Below are 19,600 nucleotides of genomic sequence, written 5' to 3' on the forward strand. Positions count from 1 at the left end.
GCAAGACCGTCACGATCGGCTGAGCCGGGTCAGGCCGCGGAGTCGAACACGACCTTCCACCGGTCGCCGACCTTCTGCACGTCGTACGACTCGGTGGGATAGCCATTGCCCCAGGTGATGCTCACCGTGGCGCTGGTGTCGTGCACCGCGCCAGCACGATAGGTCACCTCGTCGAGGTCGATCCCCTCGAGAGCGAACGAGCCCTTGGACTGCTCGACGACATCACACCCGAGCTCCGACGGCGTGACGACGAGCTTCTGCGCCGCCTTGCAGTCACCCGCGTCGAGCGCGCGCATCAGGCCGTCGACTGCTGCCTCGGCCGGCGAGAGCGCGCGAGTCGACGGCGTCACGCTCGACGGCGTCGCGCTCGGCGGCGTCGAGGATCTCGACGGCTCTGGCGGATCCGAGGTGCCGCAGGCCGCCACGATCAGCAGTGCAGCAACCGCGACCGACCGCCTCATCCGTTCAGTGTCCCCCATAGGGCACGCCGAGCTCGGCGAGTCGCGCCTCACCGCCGTCGATCGCGGTCAGCACCCAGACGCCGGTGTCGGTCAGCGTGAAGGTGTGCTCGTAGTGCGCCGCCCAGGACCCGTCGGTCGTCACGACGGTCCAGTCGTCGGCGAGCGTACGCGTCTCCGGCGAGCCGAGCGTGACCATCGGCTCGACGGCCAGCGCCAGGCCCTTGACCAGCTTGGGGCCGCGACCCGCCTTGCCGTAGTTGGGGACATTCGGCGGCTGGTGCATCGCCGAGCCGATGCCGTGTCCGGTGTAACCCTCGACGATGCCGTAGTCACCTGTCGCGTCGACGGTCTCCTCGACCGCGTGGCTGATGTCGGAGACCCGACCGCCGAGGCGCGCGGCGGCGATGCCGCGCCACAGTGCCTCTTCGGTGACGCGCATCAGCTCGGTGACCTCCTCGGGCACCTCCCCGATGGCGACGGTTGTCGCCGCGTCGCCGTGCCAGCCGTCGACGATCGCACCGCAGTCGATCGAGATGATGTCACCGTCGCGGAGCACCCGCGTGCCCGGGATGCCGTGCACGACCTGGTCGTTGACCGACGTGCAGATGACGCCGGTGAAGCCGTGGTAGCCGAGGAAGTTGGACGTCGCACCCTGCGAGCGGATGTGGTCGTGGGCGATCGCGTCGAGCTCCGCCGTGGTGATGCCCGGCGCGACGACGGATCGCAACAGCTCCAGGGTTGAGCCGACGATCAGGCCTGCAGCCCGCATCGACTCGATCTGAGCCGGCGTCTTGATCTCGATGCCGCGTTCGAACATGGCTGCGGGCTCGCCTTCAGGCGGGCAAGGCGGCGTTGATCCTACGAGTGATCTCGTCGACATCACCCATGCCGTCGACCTCGATGACGAGTCCGCGAGCGCCGTAGACCTCCAGCAGGGGTGCCGTCTCGGCGGTGTAGACCTCCTGGCGGTGCCGGATGACCTCTTCGGTGTCATCGGCCCGGCCGCTGGTCTCCGCACGCTTCAGCAGGCGCTGGATCAGCTCCTCGGGATCGACCACGAGCTCGAGCACTCCGTCGAGCTTGGTGCCGAAACCGTCGAGGATGCGATCGAGGGTGTCCACCTGATCGACGGTACGCGGGTAGCCGTCGAGGATGAACGCCTCACGCGCGTCATCCTGGGAGAGCCGGTCCTCGACCATGGCGTTGGTGACCTCGTCAGGGACGTACTCGCCGGCGTCCATGTAGCGCTGCGCGACCTGGCCGAGCTCGGTCTGCTGCTGCACGTTGGCCCGGAAGATGTCTCCGGTCGAGATGTGCGCACCACCGATTCGCTTCGCCAGCGCGACAGCCTGGGTTCCCTTGCCCGCACCTGGTGGGCCCATGATGAGCAGTCGCATTACTTGAGGAACCCTTCATAGTTGCGCTGCTGCAGCTGGCTCTCGATCTGCTTGACCGTGTCGAGACCCACGCCGACGATGATGAGGATCGTCGTGCCGCCGAACGGGAAGTTCTGGCTCGCATTGAGGACCGCGATGGCGATCATCGGGATCAGGGCGATCAGGCCGAGGTAGAGCGCGCCGGGTGCCGTGATGCGGCTCAGGACGTACGCGAGGTACTCCTGCGTCGGGCGGCCGGCCCGGATGCCGGGAATGAAGCCGCCGTACTTCTTCATGTTGTCGGCGACCTCTTCGGGGTTGAACGTGATCGACACGTAGAAGTACGTGAAGAACACGATCAGGAGGAAGAACGTCAGCATGTAGAGCGGGTGGTCACCGCGGACGAAGTTGTCGTTGACCCAGGTGGCCCAGCCTGCGCCTTGGTTGAACTGGGCCATCAGCGCCGGGAGGTACATCAGGCTCGAGGCGAAGATGACCGGGATGATGCCGGCCTGGTTGACCTTGAGGGGGATGTACGTCGAGGAGCCGCCGAACATCCGCCGGCCGACCATGCGCTTGGCGTACTGCACCGGGATGCGGCGCTGCGCCTGCTCGATGAAGATCACCGCTGCCACGATCACGAGACCGATCAGGACGACCAGGCTGAACGTCGTCCAGCCCTTCTGCTCCTTGATGAGCCACATGGCGCCGGGGAACGTGGCGACGACCTGCGTGAAGATCAGGATCGACATGCCGTTGCCGATGCCGCGGTCCGTGATGAGCTCGCCGAGCCACATGATGACGGCGGTGCCGGCGACCATCGTGAGGACGATCAGCAGGAAGGACAGGATGCTGTCCTGGCGGTAGAGCAGGTCGAGGTTGCAGGAGCCGCCGAAGAGGTTGCCGCTGCGGGCGAGCGCCACGATGCCGGTCGCCTGCAGGATCGCCAGGCCCAGCGTGAGGTAGCGGGTGTACTGCGTGATCTTGGTCTGCCCGGCCTGACCCTCCTTCTTGAGGGCCTCCAGACGGGGGATCACGACGACGAGCAGCTGCAGGATGATGCTCGCGGTGATGTACGGCATGATGCCGAGCGCGAACACCGTCAGCTGGAGCAGCGCTCCGCCGGAGAAGACGTTGATCAGGGCGAACAGGCTGCTGTTCTCGCCGCTTGCGGCGTTGTCGACGCATTCACGGACGTTGGCGACATTGATGCCGGGGGCCGGCATGGTCGAGCCCAGCCGGAACAGCACGATGACGAACAGGACGAAGAGGATCTTCTTCCGCAGGTCGGGCGTCCTGAATGCATGGACGAAGGCGCTGAGCACCGCGATCCTCCTCGTGCACCACTGTGCATGTTAAAAAGCTGGCGTCGGTATGACGGACAAATGCGGGCGAATCCGCCCGCAGGGTGACTCTAACAGTCACCAAAGCAGCCGGGGCAGGACATGTGTCCTGCCCCGGACAGCATCAACCGAGAACGGTGACGCTGCCGCCGGCTGCTTCGATCTTGGTCTTGGCCGACCCGGAGAACTTGTTCGCCGTGATCTGGAGCTTGACCGTGATCTCGCCCTGCCCGAGGACCTTGACCGGTCGGCCCTTGCGGACCGCGCCGTTGGCGACGAGCGACGCGACGTCGACGTCACCACCCTTGGGGTAGAGCTCCTCGAGACGATCGAGGTTCACGACCTGGTACTCCTCGCGGAACGGGTTCTTGAACCCCTTCAGCTTGGGCAGTCGCATGTGGATCGGGACCTGGCCGCCCTCGAAGCCCGCGGGGACCTGGTAACGAGCCTGGGTGCCCTTGGTGCCTCGACCGGCGGTCTTGCCCTTCGAGCCCTCACCGCGACCGACGCGGGTCTTGGCGGTCTTGGCTCCCGGGGCGGGACGCAGGTGGTGCAGCTTGAGCGCCATGTCAGTCAACCTCCTTGACGTCCACGAGGTGCGAGATGGACTCAGCCATGCCGCGGATCTCGGGACGATCTTCCTTGACGACGACGTCGCCGATGCGCTTCAGACCGAGCGTGCGCAGGGTCTGCCGGTGATTGGGCTTGCGGCCGATGCCGGACTTGACCTGGGTGACCTGGATCTTCGCCATCACGCACCCACTCCGGCTTCCGCCTTGGCCTTGGCCTCGGCGATGCCTTCCTTGCCGGCGCGCAGGAGCGCCGCCGGAGCGACCTCCTCGACCGTCAGGCCGCGACGTGACGCCACCATCTCCGGCGACTCGAGCAGCCTGAGGGCTGCCACGGTCGCGTGGACGATGTTGATCGCGTTGGACGAGCCGAGCGACTTGGACAGGACGTCGTGGATGCCTGCCGCCTCGAGCACGGCGCGCACCGGGCCACCGGCGATGACGCCGGTACCGGGCGATGCGGGACGCAGGAAGACGACGCCAGCCGCCTTCTCGCCCTGCACCGGGTGCGGGATCGTGCCCTGGATGCGCGGGACGCGGAAGAAGGACTTCTTGGCCTCTTCAACGCCCTTCGCGATCGCGGTCGGGACTTCCTTCGCCTTGCCGTAGCCGATGCCGACCTGGCCGTCACCGTCGCCGACGATCACCAGGGCGGTGAAGCTGAAGCGACGACCACCCTTGACGACCTTGGCGACACGGTTGATCGTGACGACCTTCTCGATGTAGTTGGACTTCTCGGCTCCGCGATCGTTTCCACGACCCCGGCCGCCTCCGCCTCCGCGGCGCTGCTGCCCGCTCATGCGGCACTCCTCTGGTTGTTAGTCTTCATCAGAACTCCAGTCCGCCCTCGCGCGCGCCGTCAGCCAGGGCTGCGACACGGCCGGCGTACTTGTTGCCCGCGCGGTCGAAGACGACGGTGGCGACACCGGCGGCCTTGGCGCGGTCGGCGACGAGCTCGCCGACCTTGCGGGCCTTGGCGGTCTTGTCACCGTCGGACGAGCGCAGATCGGCTTCCATCGTCGACGCGGAGGCCAGCGTGCGGCCCTCGAGGTCGTTGACGACCTGAGCGACGATGTGCTTGCTCGAGCGAGTGATGACGAGACGCGGACGCTCCGCCGAACCCTCGATCTTCTTGCGTCCTCGCACCTGACGGCGCAGACGCGAAGCCGTACGGGGCGACGTGTGCTTGGCGTGCTTGATCGAGATAGCCATGACTACTTACCAGCCTTTCCGACCTTGCGGCGGACATGCTCGCCGGCGTAGCGGACGCCCTTGCCCTTGTAGGGCTCGGGCTTGCGGATCTTGCGGATGTTCGCTGCGACCTCACCGACGGCCTGCTTGTCGATGCCGTGCACGGCGAACTTGGTGGGCGACTCGACCGAGAACGTGATGCCCTCGGGCGCCTCGACCGGGACGGGGTGGCTGAAGCCGAGCGCGAACTCGAGCGCAGCGGGACCCTTGGCCTGGACGCGGTAGCCGACGCCGACGATCTCGAGCTTCTTCTCGTAGCCCTCGGTGACACCCGTGACCATGTTGGCGATCAGGGTGCGTGAGAGGCCATGAAGGGCCTTGCTGCGACGCTCGTCGTCGGGACGCTCGACCGAGAGGCTGCCGTCGTCGGCCTTGGAGACCGTGATGGGCTCCGCGACCGTGTGCGACAGCTCGCCCTTGGGGCCCTTGACGCGTACGTCCTGGCCGTCGATCGTGATCTCGACACCGGAAGGGACCGGGACGGGAATCTTGCCAATGCGTGACATGTGTTCAGACCCCTCTCACCAGACGTAGGCGAGGACTTCTCCGCCTACGCCCTTCTGGTTGGCCTGGCGGTCCGTGAGCAGACCCTGGCTCGTCGAGATGATCGCCACGCCGAGTCCACCGAGCACCTTGGGCAGGCCGGTCGACTTCGCGTAGACGCGAAGGCCCGGCTTGCTGATGCGGCGGATGCCGGCGATGGAACGCTCGCGGTGCGGCCCGTACTTGAGCGTGATCGTGAGCGTCTTGCTCACCTCACCCTCCTTGGGCTCGGTGACCTCGATCGCGGTGATGTAGCCCTCCTGCTTCAGGATCTCGGCCACGCCGGCCTTGAGCTTGGAGTAGGGCATCGAAACGCTGTCGTGGTACGCCTGATTGCCGTTGCGGACACGCGTCAGCATGTCGGCGATCGGATCGGTCATTGTCATAGTTCGTGTGTTCCATTCCTGCCGTGGTTTCCTTGCCCTCGAGGTGAGGAGCCGAGGACCTGCGGCTTTCAGAGGTAGGTGATTACCAGGAGCTCTTGGTGATGCCCGGCAGCTCGCCGCGGTGTGCCATCTCGCGAAGGCAGATGCGGCAGAGGCCGAACTTCTTGTAGACCGACCGGGGTCGGCCACAGCGCTGGCAACGGGTGTAGCCGCGTACCGCGAACTTGGGCTTGCGGGCGGCCTTGACCTTGAGTCCAGTCTTCGCCATGTCAGTTCTCCTTGTACGGGAAGCCGAGCAGCTTGAGCAGCGCGCGACCCTCGTCGTCGTTGGTGGCCGTGGTGACGATCGTGATGTCCATGCCACGCGACCGGTCGATCTTGTCCTGGTCGATCTCGTGGAACATGACCTGCTCGGTCAGACCGAACGTGTAGTTGCCGCGGCCGTCGAACTGCTTGGGCGAGAGCCCACGGAAGTCGCGGATGCGGGGCAGCGCGAGCGTCAGCAGACGGTCGAGGAACTCCCACATGCGGTCGCCGCGCAGCGTGACGTGCGCGCCGATCGGCATGCCCTCACGCAGCTTGAACTGCGCGATGGACTTGCGGGCCTTGGTGACCTGCGGCTTCTGTCCCGTGATGGCGGTGAGGTCGCGAAGCGCGCCCTCGATCAGCTTGCCGTCGCGGGCAGCCTCGCCGACGCCCATGTTGACGACGATCTTGGTGAGGCCCGGAACCTGCATGACGTTCTGGTAGTCGAACTGCTCGCGCAGCGCGGGGAGGATCTCCTCGCGGTAACGCGTCTTCAGGCGGGGGGCCGCCGTGGTGGTCGTGTCACTCATGCTCAGATCTCCTTTCCGGTCTTCTTCGCGATGCGCACGCTGCGCTGCGCGGTGTAGGTGGAACCGTCGGGACGGTTCTTGGTGACGTCGTCGCGGCGGTAGCCGACACGCGTCGGCGTCTTGTCCGCGAGCAGCATCACGTTCGAGATGTGGATCGGGGCCTCGCTGGTGATGATGCCGCCCGAGCCTGCGCCACCGGCCTGTGAGGGCTTGGTGTGACGCTTGACGCGGTTGACGCCTTCGACGATGACGCGGTTCTGGTCAGCGATCACTTCGATCACCGAGCCAGTCACGCCCTTGTCCTTGCCAGCGATGACCTTGACCTGGTCACCCTTGCGGATGCTGATGGTGCCTTTGCGGGCCATCTCAGAGCACCTCCGGTGCGAGAGAAATGATGCGCATGAACTTCTTGTCGCGAAGCTCACGCCCGACGGGACCGAAGATGCGCGTACCGCGCGGGTCGCCATCGGCCTTGAGGATCACGGCTGCGTTCTCGTCGAACTTGATGTAGGAACCATCCGGACGACGGCGCTCCTTGACGGTGCGCACGACGACAGCCTTGACGACATCACCCTTCTTGACGTTTCCGCCGGGGATGGCGTCCTTGACAGTGGCGACGATCGTGTCGCCGATGCCCGCGTAGCGCCGACCTGAGCCACCGAGGACACGGATGCACAAGATCTCCTTGGCACCGGTGTTGTCGGCGACCTTGAGTCGCGACTCCTGCTGAATCATCTGTCGTCTCCTACTTGGCCTTCTCGAGGATCTCGACGATGCGCCAACGCTTGGTGGCGGACAGTGGACGTGTCTCCATGATCAGGACACGGTCACCGATGCCGGCGTCGTTCGCCTCGTCGTGAGCCTTGAGCTTGATGTTGCGACGCAGGACCTTGCCGTAGAGCGCGTGCTTGACGCGATCCTCGACGTTGACCACGACGGTCTTGTCCATCTTGTCGCTGACGACAAGACCCTCGCGGGTCTTGCGCGCGCTGCGTTCGGTCACTGCCTCGTCCTTCGTCTTCTTGTCGGTCATGCCTGGACCTCCTCGACGATGCCGAGCTCGCGCTCACGCATGACGGTGTAGATACGGGCGATGTCCTTGCGCACTGCCCGAAGCCGGGCGGTGTTGTCGAGCTGACCGGTGGCGTTCTGGAAGCGCAGGTTGAACAGCTCTTCCTTGGCCTCTGACAGCTTGGCCGCCAGGTCGTCGGAAGCGACGCTGCGCAGCTCTGCTGCGGTTGTGTGCTGCGCCATCACAGCTCACCTGTCTCTCGGGTGATGAATCGTGCCTTCATGGGGAGCTTGTGGATCGCGCGGCGCATGGCCTCGCGTGCCACCTCTTCGGAGACGCCCGACAGCTCGAACATGACGCGTCCGGGCTTGACGTTGGCGACCCACCACTCCGGAGAACCCTTACCGGAACCCATGCGGGTCTCGGCAGGCTTCTTGGTCAGCGGGCGGTCCGGGTAGATGTTGATCCAGACCTTGCCGCCACGCTTGATGTGACGCGTCATGGCGATACGAGCGGACTCGATCTGACGGTTCGTCACGTAGGCGGCGGTCACGCACTGGATGCCGTAGTCACCGAACGCGAGCTCGGTGCCACCCTTGGCCGCGCCGCGACGCGTGGGGTGGTGCTGCTTGCGGTACTTGACCCTGCGGGGCATCAACATCAGCTTTCCCCTCCTTCGGGTGCTGCAGCGGCGGCGGGCGCGGCAACGGTTTCGGCGGCGGCCGGAGCCGCAGCGGCGGCGTCGGCTGCCGGAGCAGCGTCCTCACGGGCGGGACGCTCGGGGCGACGAGCGCCACCGGCGGCGCCACCACGGGCGGGACGACGGCTGCCGGGAGCTGCCGCACGCTTGGCCGCCTCGGCCTCGCGCTCGGCGCGGGTGCCCGCGACCTCGCCCTTGTAGATCCAGACCTTCACGCCGATGCGGCCGAAGGTCGTCTTGGCCTCGTAGAAGCCGTAGTCGACGTCAGCGCGGAGCGTGTGCAGGGGCACGCGGCCCTCGCGGTAGAACTCCGAGCGGGACATCTCGGCGCCGCCGAGACGACCCGAGCACTGGATACGGATGCCCTTGGCACCGCTGCGCATCGTCGTCTGCATGGCCTTGCGCATCGCGCGACGGAACTGCACGCGACCCGACAGCTGCTCGGCAACGCCCTGGGCGACGAGCTGCGCATCCATCTCGGGGTTCTTGACCTCGAGGATGTTCAGCTGCACCTGCTTGCCGGTGAGCTTCTCGAGGTCGCCGCGGATGCGGTCGGCCTCGGCGCCACGGCGGCCGATGACGATGCCGGGGCGAGCCGTGTGGATGTCGACACGTACGCGGTCACGCGTGCGCTCGATCTCGACACGGCTGATGCCGGCGCGGTCCATGCCCTTGGTGAGCATCTTGCGGATCTTGACGTCCTCACCGACGTAGCTCTTGTAGAGCTTGTCGGCGTACCAACGGCTCTTGTGATCCGTCGAGATGCCCAGTCGGAACCCGTGCGGGTTGATTTTCTGTCCCACTATCGGTTCCCGCCCTTCTTCTTGGAGTTCTTGATGTTGGCCGCGTCCCGCTTGGCCTGCACGATGTCGGCAGGCTGAACGACCACGGTCAGGTGGCTGCTGCGCTTGAGGATGCGGTTGGCCGCACCCTTGGCGCGGGGGCGCCAACGCTTCATCGTCGGGCCCTCGTCAACCTGGACCACCGTGATGATCAGGTCGGAACGGTCGAGCCCTTCGGTCGTCTCCGCGTTGGACGCGGCACTGTCGACGAGCTTGTAGAAGTTCTCGGCGACGGCCTGCGGCGCGAACTGCAGGGTGGCCAGCGCGTTCTCGACGGACTCACCGCGGATCAGGTCCGCGATACGACGCGACTTCTGCGCGGTGACGCGTACGAAGCGAGCGACGGCGAACGCGCCGGGCTCGTCGCCCAGCAGTCGCTCGCGCCGAGCGCTCACGCTCTCACGGGTAGCTGCACTCATCGCCTCTTCGCCTTCCGGTCGTCCTTCTCGTGACCGCGGAACGTGCGGGTCGGGGCGAACTCGCCCAGCTTGTGACCCACCATCGAGTCCGTGATGAACACGGGCACGTGCTTGCGGCCGTCGTGCACGGCGATCGTGTGTCCGATGAAGGACGGCAGGATCATCGAGCGACGCGACCAGGTCTTGATCACGGTGTGAGTGTCGGCGGCGTTCTGCGCGTCGACCTTCTTCTCGAGGTGCCCGTCAACGAACGGGCCCTTCTTCAAACTGCGTGGCATCTGTTAACCAATCCTTCTCAGCGGCCGGACTTGCGGCGGCGGACGATCATCTGGTCGCTGGCCTTGCGCTTGCGCGTACGGCCTTCCGGCTTGCCCCACGGGGAGACGGGGTGACGTCCACCGGACGTCTTGCCCTCACCACCACCGTGCGGGTGGTCGACCGGGTTCATGGCGACACCGCGGACGGTCGGGCGCTTGCCCTTCCAGCGGCTGCGGCCGGCCTTGCCCCAGTTGATGTTGGACTGCTCGGCGTTGCCGACCTCGCCGATCGTGGCGCGGCAGCGTACGTCGACGTAGCGCATCTCACCGGAGGGCAGACGCAGTTGCGCCTTGTTGCCCTCCTTGGCGACGAGCTGGACCTTGGTGCCGGCGGAGCGGCCCATCTTGGCGCCACCGCCCGGACGCAGCTCGATGCCGTTGATCAGCGTGCCCACGGGGATGTTGCGCAGGGGCAGGTTGTTGCCGACCTTGATGTCGGAGCCGACACCGGACTCGACCGTCATGCCCTGCTTGAGGCCCTCGGGCGCGATGATGTAGCGCTTCTCGCCGTCGGCGTAGTGCAGGAGCGCGATGCGCGCGGTGCGGTTGGGGTCGTACTCGATGTGAGCGACCTTGGCCGGCACGCCGTCCTTGTCATAGCGACGGAAGTCGATGATGCGGTAGGCGCGCTTGTGACCGCCACCCTGGTGACGCGTGGTGATGCGTCCCTGGTTGTTGCGGCCGCCCTTCTTGGGCAGCGGCTCCGTCAGCGACTTCTCCGACGTCGTGCGGGTGATCTCGGCGAAGTCGGCAACGCTCGAGCCACGACGGCCCGGGGTTGTCGGCTTGTATTTGCGAATTGCCATATGTCTTCAGTCCTCGTCTCAGGCGCTCGGGCCTGCGAAGATGTCGATGCTCTGGCCTGCGGCGACACTCACGATGGCTCGCTTGGTGTCCTTGCGCTTGCCGAGACCCGAACGCGTGCGGCGGGTCTTGCCCTTGCGGTTGAGCGTGTTGACCGCGGTGACCTTGACGCCGAAGATCGTCTCGACGGCGATCTTGATCTCCGTCTTGTTGGCGTCCGGGTGCACCACGAAGGTGTACTTGTTGTCATCGAGCAGGCCGTAGCTCTTCTCGCTGACAACCGGCGCGATCAGGATGTCGCGGTGGTCCTTGTGGATCGTGCTCACTTGTCATCGCCTCCGGGTGCAGCCTTCTTGGCAGCGGTCTTCTTGGCCGGCGCCTTCTTGGCCGCGGCCTTCTTGGCCGGCTTCTCCACGTCGGCGTCCGCCTTCTTGGCCGGGGCCTTCTTGGCGGTTGCCTTCTTGGCCGGGGCCTCGTCGGCAGCCTTGGCAGGCGCCTTCTTGGCAGGAGCCTTCTTGGCCGGCTTCTCGTCGTCGGCGACGGCCTCGGTGGCCGCTGCCTTCTTGGCGGGGGCCTTCTTGGCCGGAGCCTTCTTGGCGGCCGGCTTGGCGTCGCGGTCGTCGACCTCGGTCGCGGCTGCGCTCAGGGCGATCGTCTTGGCACCCTCGGCGGAACGCGCCGCCACGAAGGCGTCGAACGCTGCCTGGGTGAAGACGATGTCATCGCTGAGCAGCACGTCGTAGGTGTTGACCTGGTCGAACGTCAGGATGACGGTCTCGCCGACGTTGCGCAGGCTGAGCGACGTGATCGTGTCGTCACGGTCGACGACGAGCAGCACGCGGGGGCGCGGCGTGAGCTCACGCAGCGTCGCCAGTGCCAGCTTGGTCGACGGCTTGTCGCCGGGGACGATGCTGTCGACGACGTGCAGGCGACCCGAGCGGGCCCGGTCGGAGAGGGCACCGCGCAGGGCGGCGGCCTTCATCTTCTTGGGCGTGCGCTGGTCGTACGAGCGCGGCGTCGGGCCGTGGACGATGCCACCACCGTTGTACTGGGGTGCGCGGATCGAGCCCTGACGAGCGCGACCGGTGCCCTTCTGGCGGTACGGCTTCTTGCCACCACCGGACACCTCGCCACGCGACTTGGTGCTGTGCGTGCCCTGGCGAGCCGCGGCGAGCTGCGCCACGACGACCTGGTGGATCAGCGGGATGTTGACCTGCACGTCGAAGATGTCGACAGGCAGCTGAGCGTCGATGCTGCCCTTGGGAAGTGTCAGTGCCATGAGGTCAGGCTCCCTTCACTGCGGAACGGATGACGACGAGTGCGCCCTTGGGGCCGGGTACGGCGCCCTTGATGAGGATGACGCCCTTGTCGGTGTCGACGGCGTGAACCTTGAGGTTCTGCGTCGTGACCTGCTCGGCGCCCATGTGGCCCGCCATGCGGAGGCCCTTGAAGACACGACCCGGGGTGGCGCAGCCACCGATCGAGCCGGGCTTGCGGTGGTTGCGGTGCGCACCGTGCGAGGCGCCGACGCCGTGGAAGCCGTGACGCTTCATGACTCCGGCGAAGCCCTTGCCCTTGCTGGTCGCGGTGACGTCGACGACGTCGCCGGCGGCGAAGATCTCCGGGGAGACCTCCTGGCCCAGCGTGTAGTCCGAGATGGCCTCGGTGCGGATCTCGACGATGTGGCGACGAGGAGTCACGCCGGCCTTGGCGAGGTGGCCGGAGACCGGCTTGTTGACCTTGCGGCCGTCGATCTCGCCGAAGCCGAGCTGGACGGCGGAGTAGCCGTCGGTCTCACGCGTACGGATCTGCGTGACGACGTTGGTGTCGGCAGCGATCACGGTGACGGGAACGATCTTGTTGTCGGCGTCCCAGACCTGGGTCATGCCGAGCTTGCGGCCGAGGAGGCCGCGCGTGGTGGCAGTGCTGCTGGTGCTCATGGTCGCTGTCCCCCTCAGAGCTTGATCTCGATGTCGACGCCGGCAGGCAGGTCGAGGCGCATGAGCGAATCGACTGTCTTCGGCGTCGGGTCAATGATGTCGATGAGGCGCTTGTGCGTGCGCATCTCGAAGTGCTCGCGGCTGTCCTTGTACTTGTGCGGCGAACGGATCACGCAGAACACGTTCTTCTCGGTGGGCAACGGCACCGGTCCTGCGACCTTGGCACCCGTGCGCGTCACCGTGTCGACGATCTTGCGCGCCGACGAGTCAATGACCTCGTGGTCGTAGGCCTTGAGCCGGATACGGATTTTTTGTCCCGCCATGCTCTCGCTTGTCCTTTACGTTCGTTTCGCTTCGCAGTCTCGCCCCGGATCGAGGGAGAAAGGCTCCTCCCTCCCGCCGACCCCCGAGGTCGGGCGTGTCGCGGCCACATGGGCGCATACGTCACACACTTGTCGAGTTAGGTGGTTGGACCCGCCTTCAGCGGGACAAGCTCGATCTCAGGTTCGGCACCGGCGTCGTGATCGGCGTGAGAGGCCGGACGGTCGGCGCCCCAGCGATCAAGCCGGAGCAACCGAACTATTCTGACAGACCCGTCGCCGTAATGACAAATTGGCCAGACTGAGCGAGCTGTGCTGGCGAACGTCGAGTCAGGTTTGGGGTCCCCCACGATGCCGACGATGCGGGGCGACCTGGTGCCGGCCACTCACCCGGCCTAGAGGACTGCCATCCCCTCGATCGGCGACGACGCGTGCGCGTGGTCCCGTCGGGGAATCCGGCCGGCGAGCCTCGCCAGCCTTCCGGCGACCACGGCGTTGCGCATCGCCTCGGCCATCACGGCCGGCTGCTGCGCCCGGGTCACGGCCGAGGCCAGGAGCACGCCGTCACAGCCGAGCTCCATTGCGAGCGTGGCGTCGGATGCCGTGCCGATGCCGGCATCGAGGAGCACCGGCACCTGCGCCTCGGCGACGATCAGGCCGATGTTGTGCGGGTTGCAGATGCCAAGGCCGCTGCCGATCGGCGATCCCAGCGGCATGACAGCCGCACACCCGGCCTGCTGGAGCCGGCGGGCCAGGACAGGATCGTCATTCGTGTACGGCAGCACGACGAAGCCGAGCGAGACGAGCTCGTGTGCCGCATCGAGCAGCTCGACGGGATCGGGCAGCAGGGTACGTTCGTCGGCCACGACCTCGAGCTTGACCCAGTCGGTCTCGAGCGCTTCCCGCCCCAGCTGAGCCGTGCGTACCGCCTCCCTGGCCGTGCGACAGCCCGCGGTGTTGGGCAGCACCCGGACGCCGGTGGCGTCGATGACGTCCAGGACCGACCCCGGGCTGGACGGGTCGACCCGGCGCAGCGCCACGGTGCACATCGCCGTGCCCGAGGCGACGATCGTGTCCTCGATCACGCGCAGGCTCGGTGCGCCGCCGGTGCCGAGGATCAGCCGGGAGCCGAGCTCGACCCCCGCGATGACGAATGGATCTGACATGTCAGCCTCCTTGTACCGCAGTGATGAGCTCGACGACCTGTCCTGGCCGCAGCGACGTGCGGGGCCACTCGCCGCGCGGAACGACCGTGCCGTCGACCGCGACGGCGGTGCCGCGGGTCGAACCCACGACGCGCTCGATCAGCGCAAGCGCCGTCGTGTCGTCGGCCACCTCGAACGGCTCGCCGTTGAGCTCGATCCTCATGCGCTCGCCACCTGCCTGAGGCGACCGGGTGCGCATGGTTCGAGGACGTCCGGCAGTGAGCCACCCGAGAGCACGTCGGCGACACCGTCAGCGGTGATCGCGCTCAGCAGGATGCCGTTGCGGTAGTGACCCGACGCGAGCAGGAGCCCGTCCAACCCACTCGGCCCCACGATCGGCAGGTTGTCGGGCGTACCCGGACGGAAGCCGACGGCGACCTCTTCCAGAACCGCCTCGCCGAGCTCGGGAAGCAGCGTCTGTGCGTCGCGCAGGCTTTCGTAGACCGCTCCCGCGCGTATCGACGCGTCGTACCCGGCTTCCTCGCTGGATGCGCCGACGACCAGACGCCCGTCGGCTCGCGGCACGAGATAGACAGCAGAGCCCCGGACGACGCCGCGGACGACACGGCTCAGGCGGGGTGCTCCCGGCAGCCTGAGCCGCAACGTCTGGCCCTTGACCGGGCGTACGGCCGGAAGCAGGTCGCGTGGGACTCCCCCGACCCCGCCGGTCCAGGCACCCATGGCCGCCACGACGGTGCCCGCGCCGAGCTGCGTGCCGTCGCTGAGGCGGACTCCGGCGGCGCGTCCGCCCCGCGCCACGACCTCAGCCGTACCTCGCACCTGCACGACACCCTCCAGTGCGCCGGCCGCGAGCAGCGCCTGGTGAAGCAGCCGCGGGTCCACCTGGTGGTCGTTCTCCGCCAGGAGCCCGCCGGGCAACCCGGTCGCCAGCGCGGGCTCGAGCGATCGCAGCTCTCGCCCGGTGACCATGGACGCATCCAGGCCCAGCTGCTGGGCGAAGGCCTGGACGTCACGAAGCCCTGCGAGGTCGGCGCCGTCCCACCCGACGGTGACGGTCCCGCACCGACGAAATCCCGTCGCCACACCCGTCAGCTCGGTCAGCTCGCTCACGAATCCCGGGAAGCGCTCGAGCGACTCGAGGCTGAGTCGCAGCAGTCCCGTCTCGCAGTAGTGGAGCTCACTCAGGGGAGCAAGCATGCCGGCAGCTGCCCGCCACGCGCCGGCATCGGTCTGCGGATCGACGAGCGTGACCCGGAGGCCGCGTTGCGCACTCCGCCACGCGACGGCCGCGCCGATGACACCACCACCCAGGACGATGACGTCACTGGTCTCTGGTTGATCGCCCATGTGCTCCCTCGCGCCGGCATGACCCGGATCAGGTTCGACGGTCGGCTGCTGCCCTCTCAGCCCGATCCGACGCCGGGCTCCCGTGCGTCAGCGATCCTACCCGGGTCGATAGGTTGATCCCCGTGCCGACCCTCGCCGATGCCCGGCTCTACCTCTGCACTGATTCCCGCTCTCGGACCGGTGACCTCGAGGGCTTCCTCGACGCCGTGCTGTCTGCGGGCGTCGACATCGTGCAGCTGCGCGAGAAGGGCCTGGAAGCCCGTACGGAGATCCGGCTGCTGGAGGTGTTCGCAGCCGCGGCAGAACGCCACGGCGCGTTGTTCGCCGTCAACGATCGTGCGGACATCGCTCGTGCCGTCAGTGCGCCCATCCTTCACCTCGGCCAGGAGGATCTGCCGGTCGCGGCAGCGCGCGAGATCGTGGGTCCCGAGGTCCTGATCGGCCGCTCCACCCACGATCCCGAACAGGCCGCCGCAGCACGGGAGCAGGACGGCGTCGCCTACTACTGCACCGGACCGGTCTGGGAGACGCCGACCAAGCCCGGGCGTGCCGCAGCCGGGATCCCGCTCCTCGACTTCGCCACCGCGCAGCAGGACACCAGGCCGTGGTTCGCGATCGGTGGCATCGAGTCACTCGCCCGCCTTGACGAGGTCATCACCCACGGGGCACGCCGCGCGGTGGTCGTGCGGGCCATCACCGAGGCCGAGGACCCCGGAGCCGCGGCAGCGGCCTTCGCGGCCCGGCTGAGGACGGCCAGCTCTCAGGACTAGTGATGCACGTGGCGCTCGGACTCGACGTGGCCGTCCGGCTCGATCTGGAACGTCGAGTGCTCGACGTCGAAGTGGTCCGCCAGGCAGCCTCGCAACCGGTCGAGGACGCCGTGCGCATCGTCCATCGCGGTCACCGAGTCCTCGACCACGACGTGCGCGCTCATGATCGGCATGCCCGAGGTGATGGTCCATACGTGCAGGTCATGCACGTCCTTGACGCCGTCCATCGCGAGGATGTGCTCGCGCAGCTCGTCGAGGTCGACGCCGCGGGGCGTCGACTCCAGCAGCACCTCGGCGACCTCCCTGAGCAGCGAGACGGCCCGCGGCACGATCATCGCGGCGATCACCAGGGACGCGACGGCGTCGGCGGCGTACCAGTCGGTCAGCAGGATCACGGTGGCCGAGACGAGCACCGCGACCGAGCCGAGCGCATCGCCCAGCACCTCCAGGTAGGCCCCGCGGACGTTGATGCTCTCCTGCGCCCCGTGCCGCAGCAGCAGGAGACCGATGAGGTTGACGACCAGGCCCACGGCACCGGCGACCAGGATCAGGCCGCCCTCGAGCTCCGGCGAGTCGCCGAAGCGGCGTATCGCGCTGTAGACGACCCAGCCGGCCAGCCCCAGCAGGACGAGCCCGTTGATGCCGGCGGCGAGGACCTCGGTGCGGGAGTAGCCGAACGTGCTCCGCGACCCGGGGCCGGTGCCGCGCTGTCCGACCGTGATCGCAACCAGCGCCATGGCGATGCCGAACGAGTCACCCAGCAGGTGCCCCGCGTCGGCCAGCAGCGCGAGGCTGCCGGTGATCCAGGCGACGACCGCCTCGACGACCAGGACCCCGAGCGACAGGGCCAGGACCAGAGCGAGCCGGCCGCGGTGAGCCGCGCCGGCGCCATGCGCGTGATCGTGTCCCATGGCAATAAGGATATGGCCGCGTTGCATAAACAACGAGTCGCCGTCCGCCAAAAGGACGCCACCGGGAACCAGTGTCAGAAGCGCCCGGACATACGGCGAGAGCCCCGCCCTGCCGAAGCAGGACGGGGCTCTCGCTGAGCTGGTGTGGCTAGCTCACTTGTTGATCTTCGTGACGCGTCCGGCGCCCACCGTACGACCACCCTCACGGATGGCGAAGCGGAGGCCTTCCTCCATGGCGATCGGCTGGATCAGCTCGACGCTCATCTCGGTGTTGTCGCCGGGCATGACCATCTCGGTGCCCTCGGGCAGCGTGACGACGCCGGTGACGTCCGTGGTGCGGAAGTAGAACTGCGGACGGTAGTTGTTGAAGAACGGCGTGTGACGGCCGCCCTCTTCCTTCGACAGGATGTAGACCTGGCCCTCGAACTCCGTGTGGGGAGTCGTGGAACCGGGTGCGATGACAACCATGCCGCGCTCGACGTCCTCGCGCTTGGTGCCGCGGAGGAGCAGTCCGACGTTCTCGCCGGCCTGGCCCTCGTCGAGGAGCTTGCGGAACATCTCGATACCGGTGACCGTCGTGGTCTGCTTGGCCTCACGGATGCCGACGATGTCGACCGTCTCGTTGACCTTGACGACGCCACGCTCGATGCGGCCGGTGATGACCGTGCCGCGACCCGTGATCGTGAAGACGTCCTCGACGGGCATGAGGAACGGCTTCTCGGTCTCGCGAGGAGGCATCGGGATGTAGTCGTCAACAGCCTGCATGAGCTCGAGAATCGACTCGCCCCACTTGGCGTCGCCCTGGAGCGCCGGGTGAGCGGCGACCTTGACGACGGGGACGTTGTCGCCGTCGAACTCCTGATCGCTCAGGAGCTCACGGACCTCGAGCTCGACGAGCTCGAGGATCTCTTCGTCGTCGACCATGTCGCACTTGTTGAGCGCGACGACCATCGCCGGCACGCCGACCTGGCGGGCGAGCAGCACGTGCTCACGCGTCTGGGGCATGGGGCCGTCGGTGGCGGCGACCACGAGGATGGCGCCGTCCATCTGGGCCGCACCGGTGATCATGTTCTTGACGTAGTCAGCGTGACCCGGGCAGTCGACGTGGGCGTAGTGACGGTTCTCCGTCTGGTACTCCACGTGCGCGATCGAGATCGTGATGCCGCGCTGCTTCTCTTCCGGCGCCTTGTCGATCTGGTCGAACGCGTAGTCGTCGTTCAGATCCGGGTACTTGTCGTGCAACACCTTGGTGATCGCCGCGGTAAGAGTCGTCTTACCGTGGTCGATGTGACCGATGGTGCCGATGTTCATGTGCGGCTTGGTCCGCTCGAACTTCGCCTTAGCCACTTGGGGCTCCTTCTTAGAATTGGTTGCTGTTGAACGCCGTTGGGTCCCGCTGTACGAGAGCCTCAGGCCATCTTATGAGATGGTCCGCTGCTACTCGCCGCGGGCCTTTTTGATGATCTCTTCCGCGACGTTCTTGGGAACCTCCGCGTAGGAGTCGAACTGCATCGAGTATGACGCACGGCCTGAGGTCTTGGACCTCAGGTCGCCGACGTACCCGAACATCTCGGAGAGGGGGACGATCGCCTTGATGATCTTGACGCCGCCCATCCCTTCCTCCATGGCCTGAACCTGACCACGGCGAGAGTTGAGGTCGCCGATCACGTCGCCCATGTAGTCCTCGGGCGTGGTGACCTCGACCGCGAAGACGGGCTCGAGGATCACCGGATCGGCCTTGCGCGCGGCTTCCTTGAAAGCCATCGAGCCGGCGAGCTTGAACGCGAGCTCCGAGGAGTCGACGTCGTGGTAGGCGCCGTCCTCCAGAGTCACCTTGACGTCGACCATCTGGTAGCCGGCGAGGACACCGAACTGCATGGCGTCCTGCGCACCCTGGTCGACCGACGGGATGTACTCGCGCGGGACGCGACCACCCGTGACGGCGTTGTCGAACTCGTAGCCGCCCTCGCCACCGGAGATCGGGCCCGTGGGCTCGATGCTGATGATGACCTTGGCGAACTGGCCGGAGCCACCCGTCTGCTTCTTGTGGGTGTAGCTGACGTTCTCGACCTTGCGCTTGATGGTCTCGCGGTAGGCGACCTGCGGCTTGCCGACGTTGGCCTCGACGTTGAACTCGCGCTTCATGCGGTCCACCAGGATGTCCAGGTGGAGCTCGCCCATGCCGGCGATGATCGTCTGACCGGTCTCTTCGTCGGTGTGGACCTGGAACGTCGGGTCCTCCTCGGCGAGCCGCTGGATCGCGGTGCCGAGCTTCTCCTGGTCGCTC

General features: G+C 66.9%; 31 protein-coding genes and 1 pseudogene. 1 reads left to right on the forward strand and 31 read right to left on the reverse strand.

Annotated features, from left to right (window positions below; all coding sequences use genetic code 11):
* Window positions 1–29 precede the first annotated feature (29 nt).
* From V6M46_RS15645 to thiO, 28 genes are all read right to left on the reverse strand, one after another.
* Window positions 30–461, reverse strand: a complete 432-nt coding sequence (locus V6M46_RS15645) for a hypothetical protein (RefSeq protein ID WP_332666757.1) — start codon at window positions 459–461, stop codon at window positions 30–32.
* A 4-nt stretch (window positions 462–465) separates the two neighbouring features.
* Window positions 466–1,278, reverse strand: a complete 813-nt coding sequence (gene map, locus V6M46_RS15650) for a type I methionyl aminopeptidase (RefSeq protein ID WP_332666759.1) — start codon at window positions 1,276–1,278, stop codon at window positions 466–468.
* A 16-nt stretch (window positions 1,279–1,294) separates the two neighbouring features.
* The gene (locus V6M46_RS15655; protein WP_332666761.1) at window positions 1,295–1,858 is read right to left on the reverse strand and encodes an adenylate kinase; all 564 of its coding nucleotides are present in this window, start codon (window positions 1,856–1,858) and stop codon (window positions 1,295–1,297) included.
* Window positions 1,858–3,162 carry a preprotein translocase subunit SecY gene (gene secY / locus V6M46_RS15660; RefSeq protein ID WP_332666763.1) on the reverse strand — a complete coding sequence of 435 codons (1,305 nt, stop codon included), beginning with the start codon at window positions 3,160–3,162 and terminating at the stop codon, window positions 1,858–1,860. The genes V6M46_RS15655 and secY overlap by 1 nt, the downstream gene beginning before the upstream one ends.
* Window positions 3,163–3,304: 142 nt before the next feature.
* On the reverse strand, window positions 3,305–3,748 hold the full coding sequence (gene rplO, locus V6M46_RS15665; protein WP_332666764.1) for a 50S ribosomal protein L15: 444 nt from the start codon (window positions 3,746–3,748) through the stop codon (window positions 3,305–3,307).
* Between the two features lies 1 nt (window position 3,749).
* Window positions 3,750–3,932 (reverse strand): 50S ribosomal protein L30, encoded by a 183-nt coding sequence (rpmD, locus tag V6M46_RS15670; protein ID WP_332666768.1) that lies wholly within the window; start codon window positions 3,930–3,932, stop codon window positions 3,750–3,752.
* On the reverse strand, window positions 3,932–4,549 hold the full coding sequence (gene rpsE / locus V6M46_RS15675) for a 30S ribosomal protein S5 (protein ID WP_332666770.1): 618 nt from the start codon (window positions 4,547–4,549) through the stop codon (window positions 3,932–3,934). The genes rpmD and rpsE overlap by 1 nt, the downstream gene beginning before the upstream one ends.
* A gap of 28 nt (window positions 4,550–4,577) precedes the next feature.
* Window positions 4,578–4,961 carry a 50S ribosomal protein L18 gene (rplR, locus tag V6M46_RS15680; protein ID WP_056399245.1) on the reverse strand — a complete coding sequence of 128 codons (384 nt, stop codon included), beginning with the start codon at window positions 4,959–4,961 and terminating at the stop codon, window positions 4,578–4,580.
* 2 nt (window positions 4,962–4,963) lie between these two features.
* Window positions 4,964–5,506, reverse strand: a complete 543-nt coding sequence (rplF, locus tag V6M46_RS15685; protein WP_332666774.1) for a 50S ribosomal protein L6 — start codon at window positions 5,504–5,506, stop codon at window positions 4,964–4,966.
* 15 nt (window positions 5,507–5,521) lie between these two features.
* Window positions 5,522–5,929 (reverse strand): 30S ribosomal protein S8, encoded by a 408-nt coding sequence (rpsH, locus tag V6M46_RS15690; protein ID WP_056209411.1) that lies wholly within the window; start codon window positions 5,927–5,929, stop codon window positions 5,522–5,524.
* 82 nt (window positions 5,930–6,011) lie between these two features.
* Window positions 6,012–6,197, reverse strand: a complete 186-nt coding sequence (locus V6M46_RS15695) for a type Z 30S ribosomal protein S14 (RefSeq protein WP_056209415.1) — start codon at window positions 6,195–6,197, stop codon at window positions 6,012–6,014.
* A gap of 1 nt (window position 6,198) precedes the next feature.
* Entirely contained in the window at window positions 6,199–6,765 is a 567-nt protein-coding gene (gene rplE / locus V6M46_RS15700) for a 50S ribosomal protein L5 (RefSeq protein ID WP_332666776.1), read from the reverse strand.
* A 2-nt stretch (window positions 6,766–6,767) separates the two neighbouring features.
* Window positions 6,768–7,130 carry a 50S ribosomal protein L24 gene (rplX, locus tag V6M46_RS15705; protein ID WP_056209420.1) on the reverse strand — a complete coding sequence of 121 codons (363 nt, stop codon included), beginning with the start codon at window positions 7,128–7,130 and terminating at the stop codon, window positions 6,768–6,770.
* A 1-nt stretch (window position 7,131) separates the two neighbouring features.
* Window positions 7,132–7,500: a 50S ribosomal protein L14 gene (gene rplN, locus V6M46_RS15710; protein WP_056209423.1), complete on the reverse strand. Its 369-nt coding sequence runs from the start codon at window positions 7,498–7,500 to the stop codon at window positions 7,132–7,134.
* Window positions 7,501–7,510: 10 nt separating this feature from the next.
* Window positions 7,511–7,798: a 30S ribosomal protein S17 gene (rpsQ, locus tag V6M46_RS15715; RefSeq protein ID WP_332666780.1), complete on the reverse strand. Its 288-nt coding sequence runs from the start codon at window positions 7,796–7,798 to the stop codon at window positions 7,511–7,513.
* Window positions 7,795–8,019 (reverse strand): 50S ribosomal protein L29, encoded by a 225-nt coding sequence (rpmC, locus tag V6M46_RS15720; RefSeq protein ID WP_056209429.1) that lies wholly within the window; start codon window positions 8,017–8,019, stop codon window positions 7,795–7,797. Before rpmC ends, rpsQ begins: the two co-directional genes overlap by 4 nt.
* The gene (gene rplP / locus V6M46_RS15725; protein ID WP_056209431.1) at window positions 8,019–8,438 is read right to left on the reverse strand and encodes a 50S ribosomal protein L16; all 420 of its coding nucleotides are present in this window, start codon (window positions 8,436–8,438) and stop codon (window positions 8,019–8,021) included. The genes rpmC and rplP overlap by 1 nt, the downstream gene beginning before the upstream one ends.
* On the reverse strand, window positions 8,438–9,280 hold the full coding sequence (gene rpsC, locus V6M46_RS15730) for a 30S ribosomal protein S3 (protein ID WP_332666784.1): 843 nt from the start codon (window positions 9,278–9,280) through the stop codon (window positions 8,438–8,440). Before rpsC ends, rplP begins: the two co-directional genes overlap by 1 nt.
* On the reverse strand, window positions 9,280–9,714 hold the full coding sequence (rplV, locus tag V6M46_RS15735) for a 50S ribosomal protein L22 (RefSeq protein ID WP_442880536.1): 435 nt from the start codon (window positions 9,712–9,714) through the stop codon (window positions 9,280–9,282). Before rplV ends, rpsC begins: the two co-directional genes overlap by 1 nt.
* A gap of 20 nt (window positions 9,715–9,734) precedes the next feature.
* Window positions 9,735–10,016 carry a 30S ribosomal protein S19 gene (gene rpsS / locus V6M46_RS15740; protein ID WP_056209436.1) on the reverse strand — a complete coding sequence of 94 codons (282 nt, stop codon included), beginning with the start codon at window positions 10,014–10,016 and terminating at the stop codon, window positions 9,735–9,737.
* A 17-nt stretch (window positions 10,017–10,033) separates the two neighbouring features.
* A complete protein-coding gene (rplB, locus tag V6M46_RS15745; RefSeq protein ID WP_332666788.1) occupies window positions 10,034–10,861 on the reverse strand; it encodes a 50S ribosomal protein L2 in 828 nt (275 codons plus the stop codon).
* An 18-nt stretch (window positions 10,862–10,879) separates the two neighbouring features.
* On the reverse strand, window positions 10,880–11,185 hold the full coding sequence (rplW, locus tag V6M46_RS15750) for a 50S ribosomal protein L23 (protein ID WP_332666790.1): 306 nt from the start codon (window positions 11,183–11,185) through the stop codon (window positions 10,880–10,882).
* Window positions 11,182–12,138, reverse strand: coding sequence for a 50S ribosomal protein L4 (gene rplD / locus V6M46_RS15755; protein ID WP_332666792.1), 957 nt, complete (start codon window positions 12,136–12,138; stop codon window positions 11,182–11,184). The genes rplW and rplD overlap by 4 nt, the downstream gene beginning before the upstream one ends.
* A gap of 4 nt (window positions 12,139–12,142) precedes the next feature.
* On the reverse strand, window positions 12,143–12,799 hold the full coding sequence (gene rplC / locus V6M46_RS15760) for a 50S ribosomal protein L3 (protein ID WP_159537235.1): 657 nt from the start codon (window positions 12,797–12,799) through the stop codon (window positions 12,143–12,145).
* Between the two features lie 14 nt (window positions 12,800–12,813).
* Complete coding sequence (gene rpsJ / locus V6M46_RS15765) at window positions 12,814–13,122, reverse strand: 30S ribosomal protein S10 (RefSeq protein WP_012923688.1); 309 nt, start codon at window positions 13,120–13,122, stop codon at window positions 12,814–12,816.
* A 392-nt stretch (window positions 13,123–13,514) separates the two neighbouring features.
* Window positions 13,515–14,285 (reverse strand): thiazole synthase, encoded by a 771-nt coding sequence (locus tag V6M46_RS15770; RefSeq protein WP_332666794.1) that lies wholly within the window; start codon window positions 14,283–14,285, stop codon window positions 13,515–13,517.
* 1 nt (window position 14,286) lies between these two features.
* Entirely contained in the window at window positions 14,287–14,487 is a 201-nt protein-coding gene (gene thiS / locus V6M46_RS15775; RefSeq protein WP_332666796.1) for a sulfur carrier protein ThiS, read from the reverse strand.
* Window positions 14,484–15,632, reverse strand: a complete 1,149-nt coding sequence (thiO, locus tag V6M46_RS15780) for a glycine oxidase ThiO (RefSeq protein WP_332666797.1) — start codon at window positions 15,630–15,632, stop codon at window positions 14,484–14,486. Before thiO ends, thiS begins: the two co-directional genes overlap by 4 nt.
* Window positions 15,633–15,754: 122 nt before the next feature.
* Between thiO and thiE the strand changes: the two genes are divergently transcribed.
* Window positions 15,755–16,402, forward strand: a complete 648-nt coding sequence (gene thiE / locus V6M46_RS15785; protein ID WP_332666798.1) for a thiamine phosphate synthase — start codon at window positions 15,755–15,757, stop codon at window positions 16,400–16,402.
* Here the strand turns inward: thiE and V6M46_RS15790 are convergent.
* From V6M46_RS15790 to fusA, 3 genes and pseudogenes are all read right to left on the reverse strand, one after another.
* The gene (locus tag V6M46_RS15790) at window positions 16,399–17,313 is read right to left on the reverse strand and encodes a cation diffusion facilitator family transporter (RefSeq protein ID WP_332666800.1); all 915 of its coding nucleotides are present in this window, start codon (window positions 17,311–17,313) and stop codon (window positions 16,399–16,401) included. The two genes, thiE and V6M46_RS15790, sit on opposite strands and share 4 nt — an antisense overlap.
* A 153-nt stretch (window positions 17,314–17,466) precedes the next feature.
* Window positions 17,467–18,660, reverse strand: a complete 1,194-nt coding sequence (gene tuf / locus V6M46_RS15795) for an elongation factor Tu (protein WP_332666801.1) — start codon at window positions 18,658–18,660, stop codon at window positions 17,467–17,469.
* A 90-nt stretch (window positions 18,661–18,750) separates the two neighbouring features.
* Window positions 18,751–19,600, reverse strand: a pseudogene (gene fusA / locus V6M46_RS15800) (elongation factor G); the annotation flags it as partial.

Source organism: Aeromicrobium sp., assembly GCF_036676885.1.
Lineage (GTDB): Bacteria > Actinomycetota > Actinomycetes > Propionibacteriales > Nocardioidaceae > Aeromicrobium.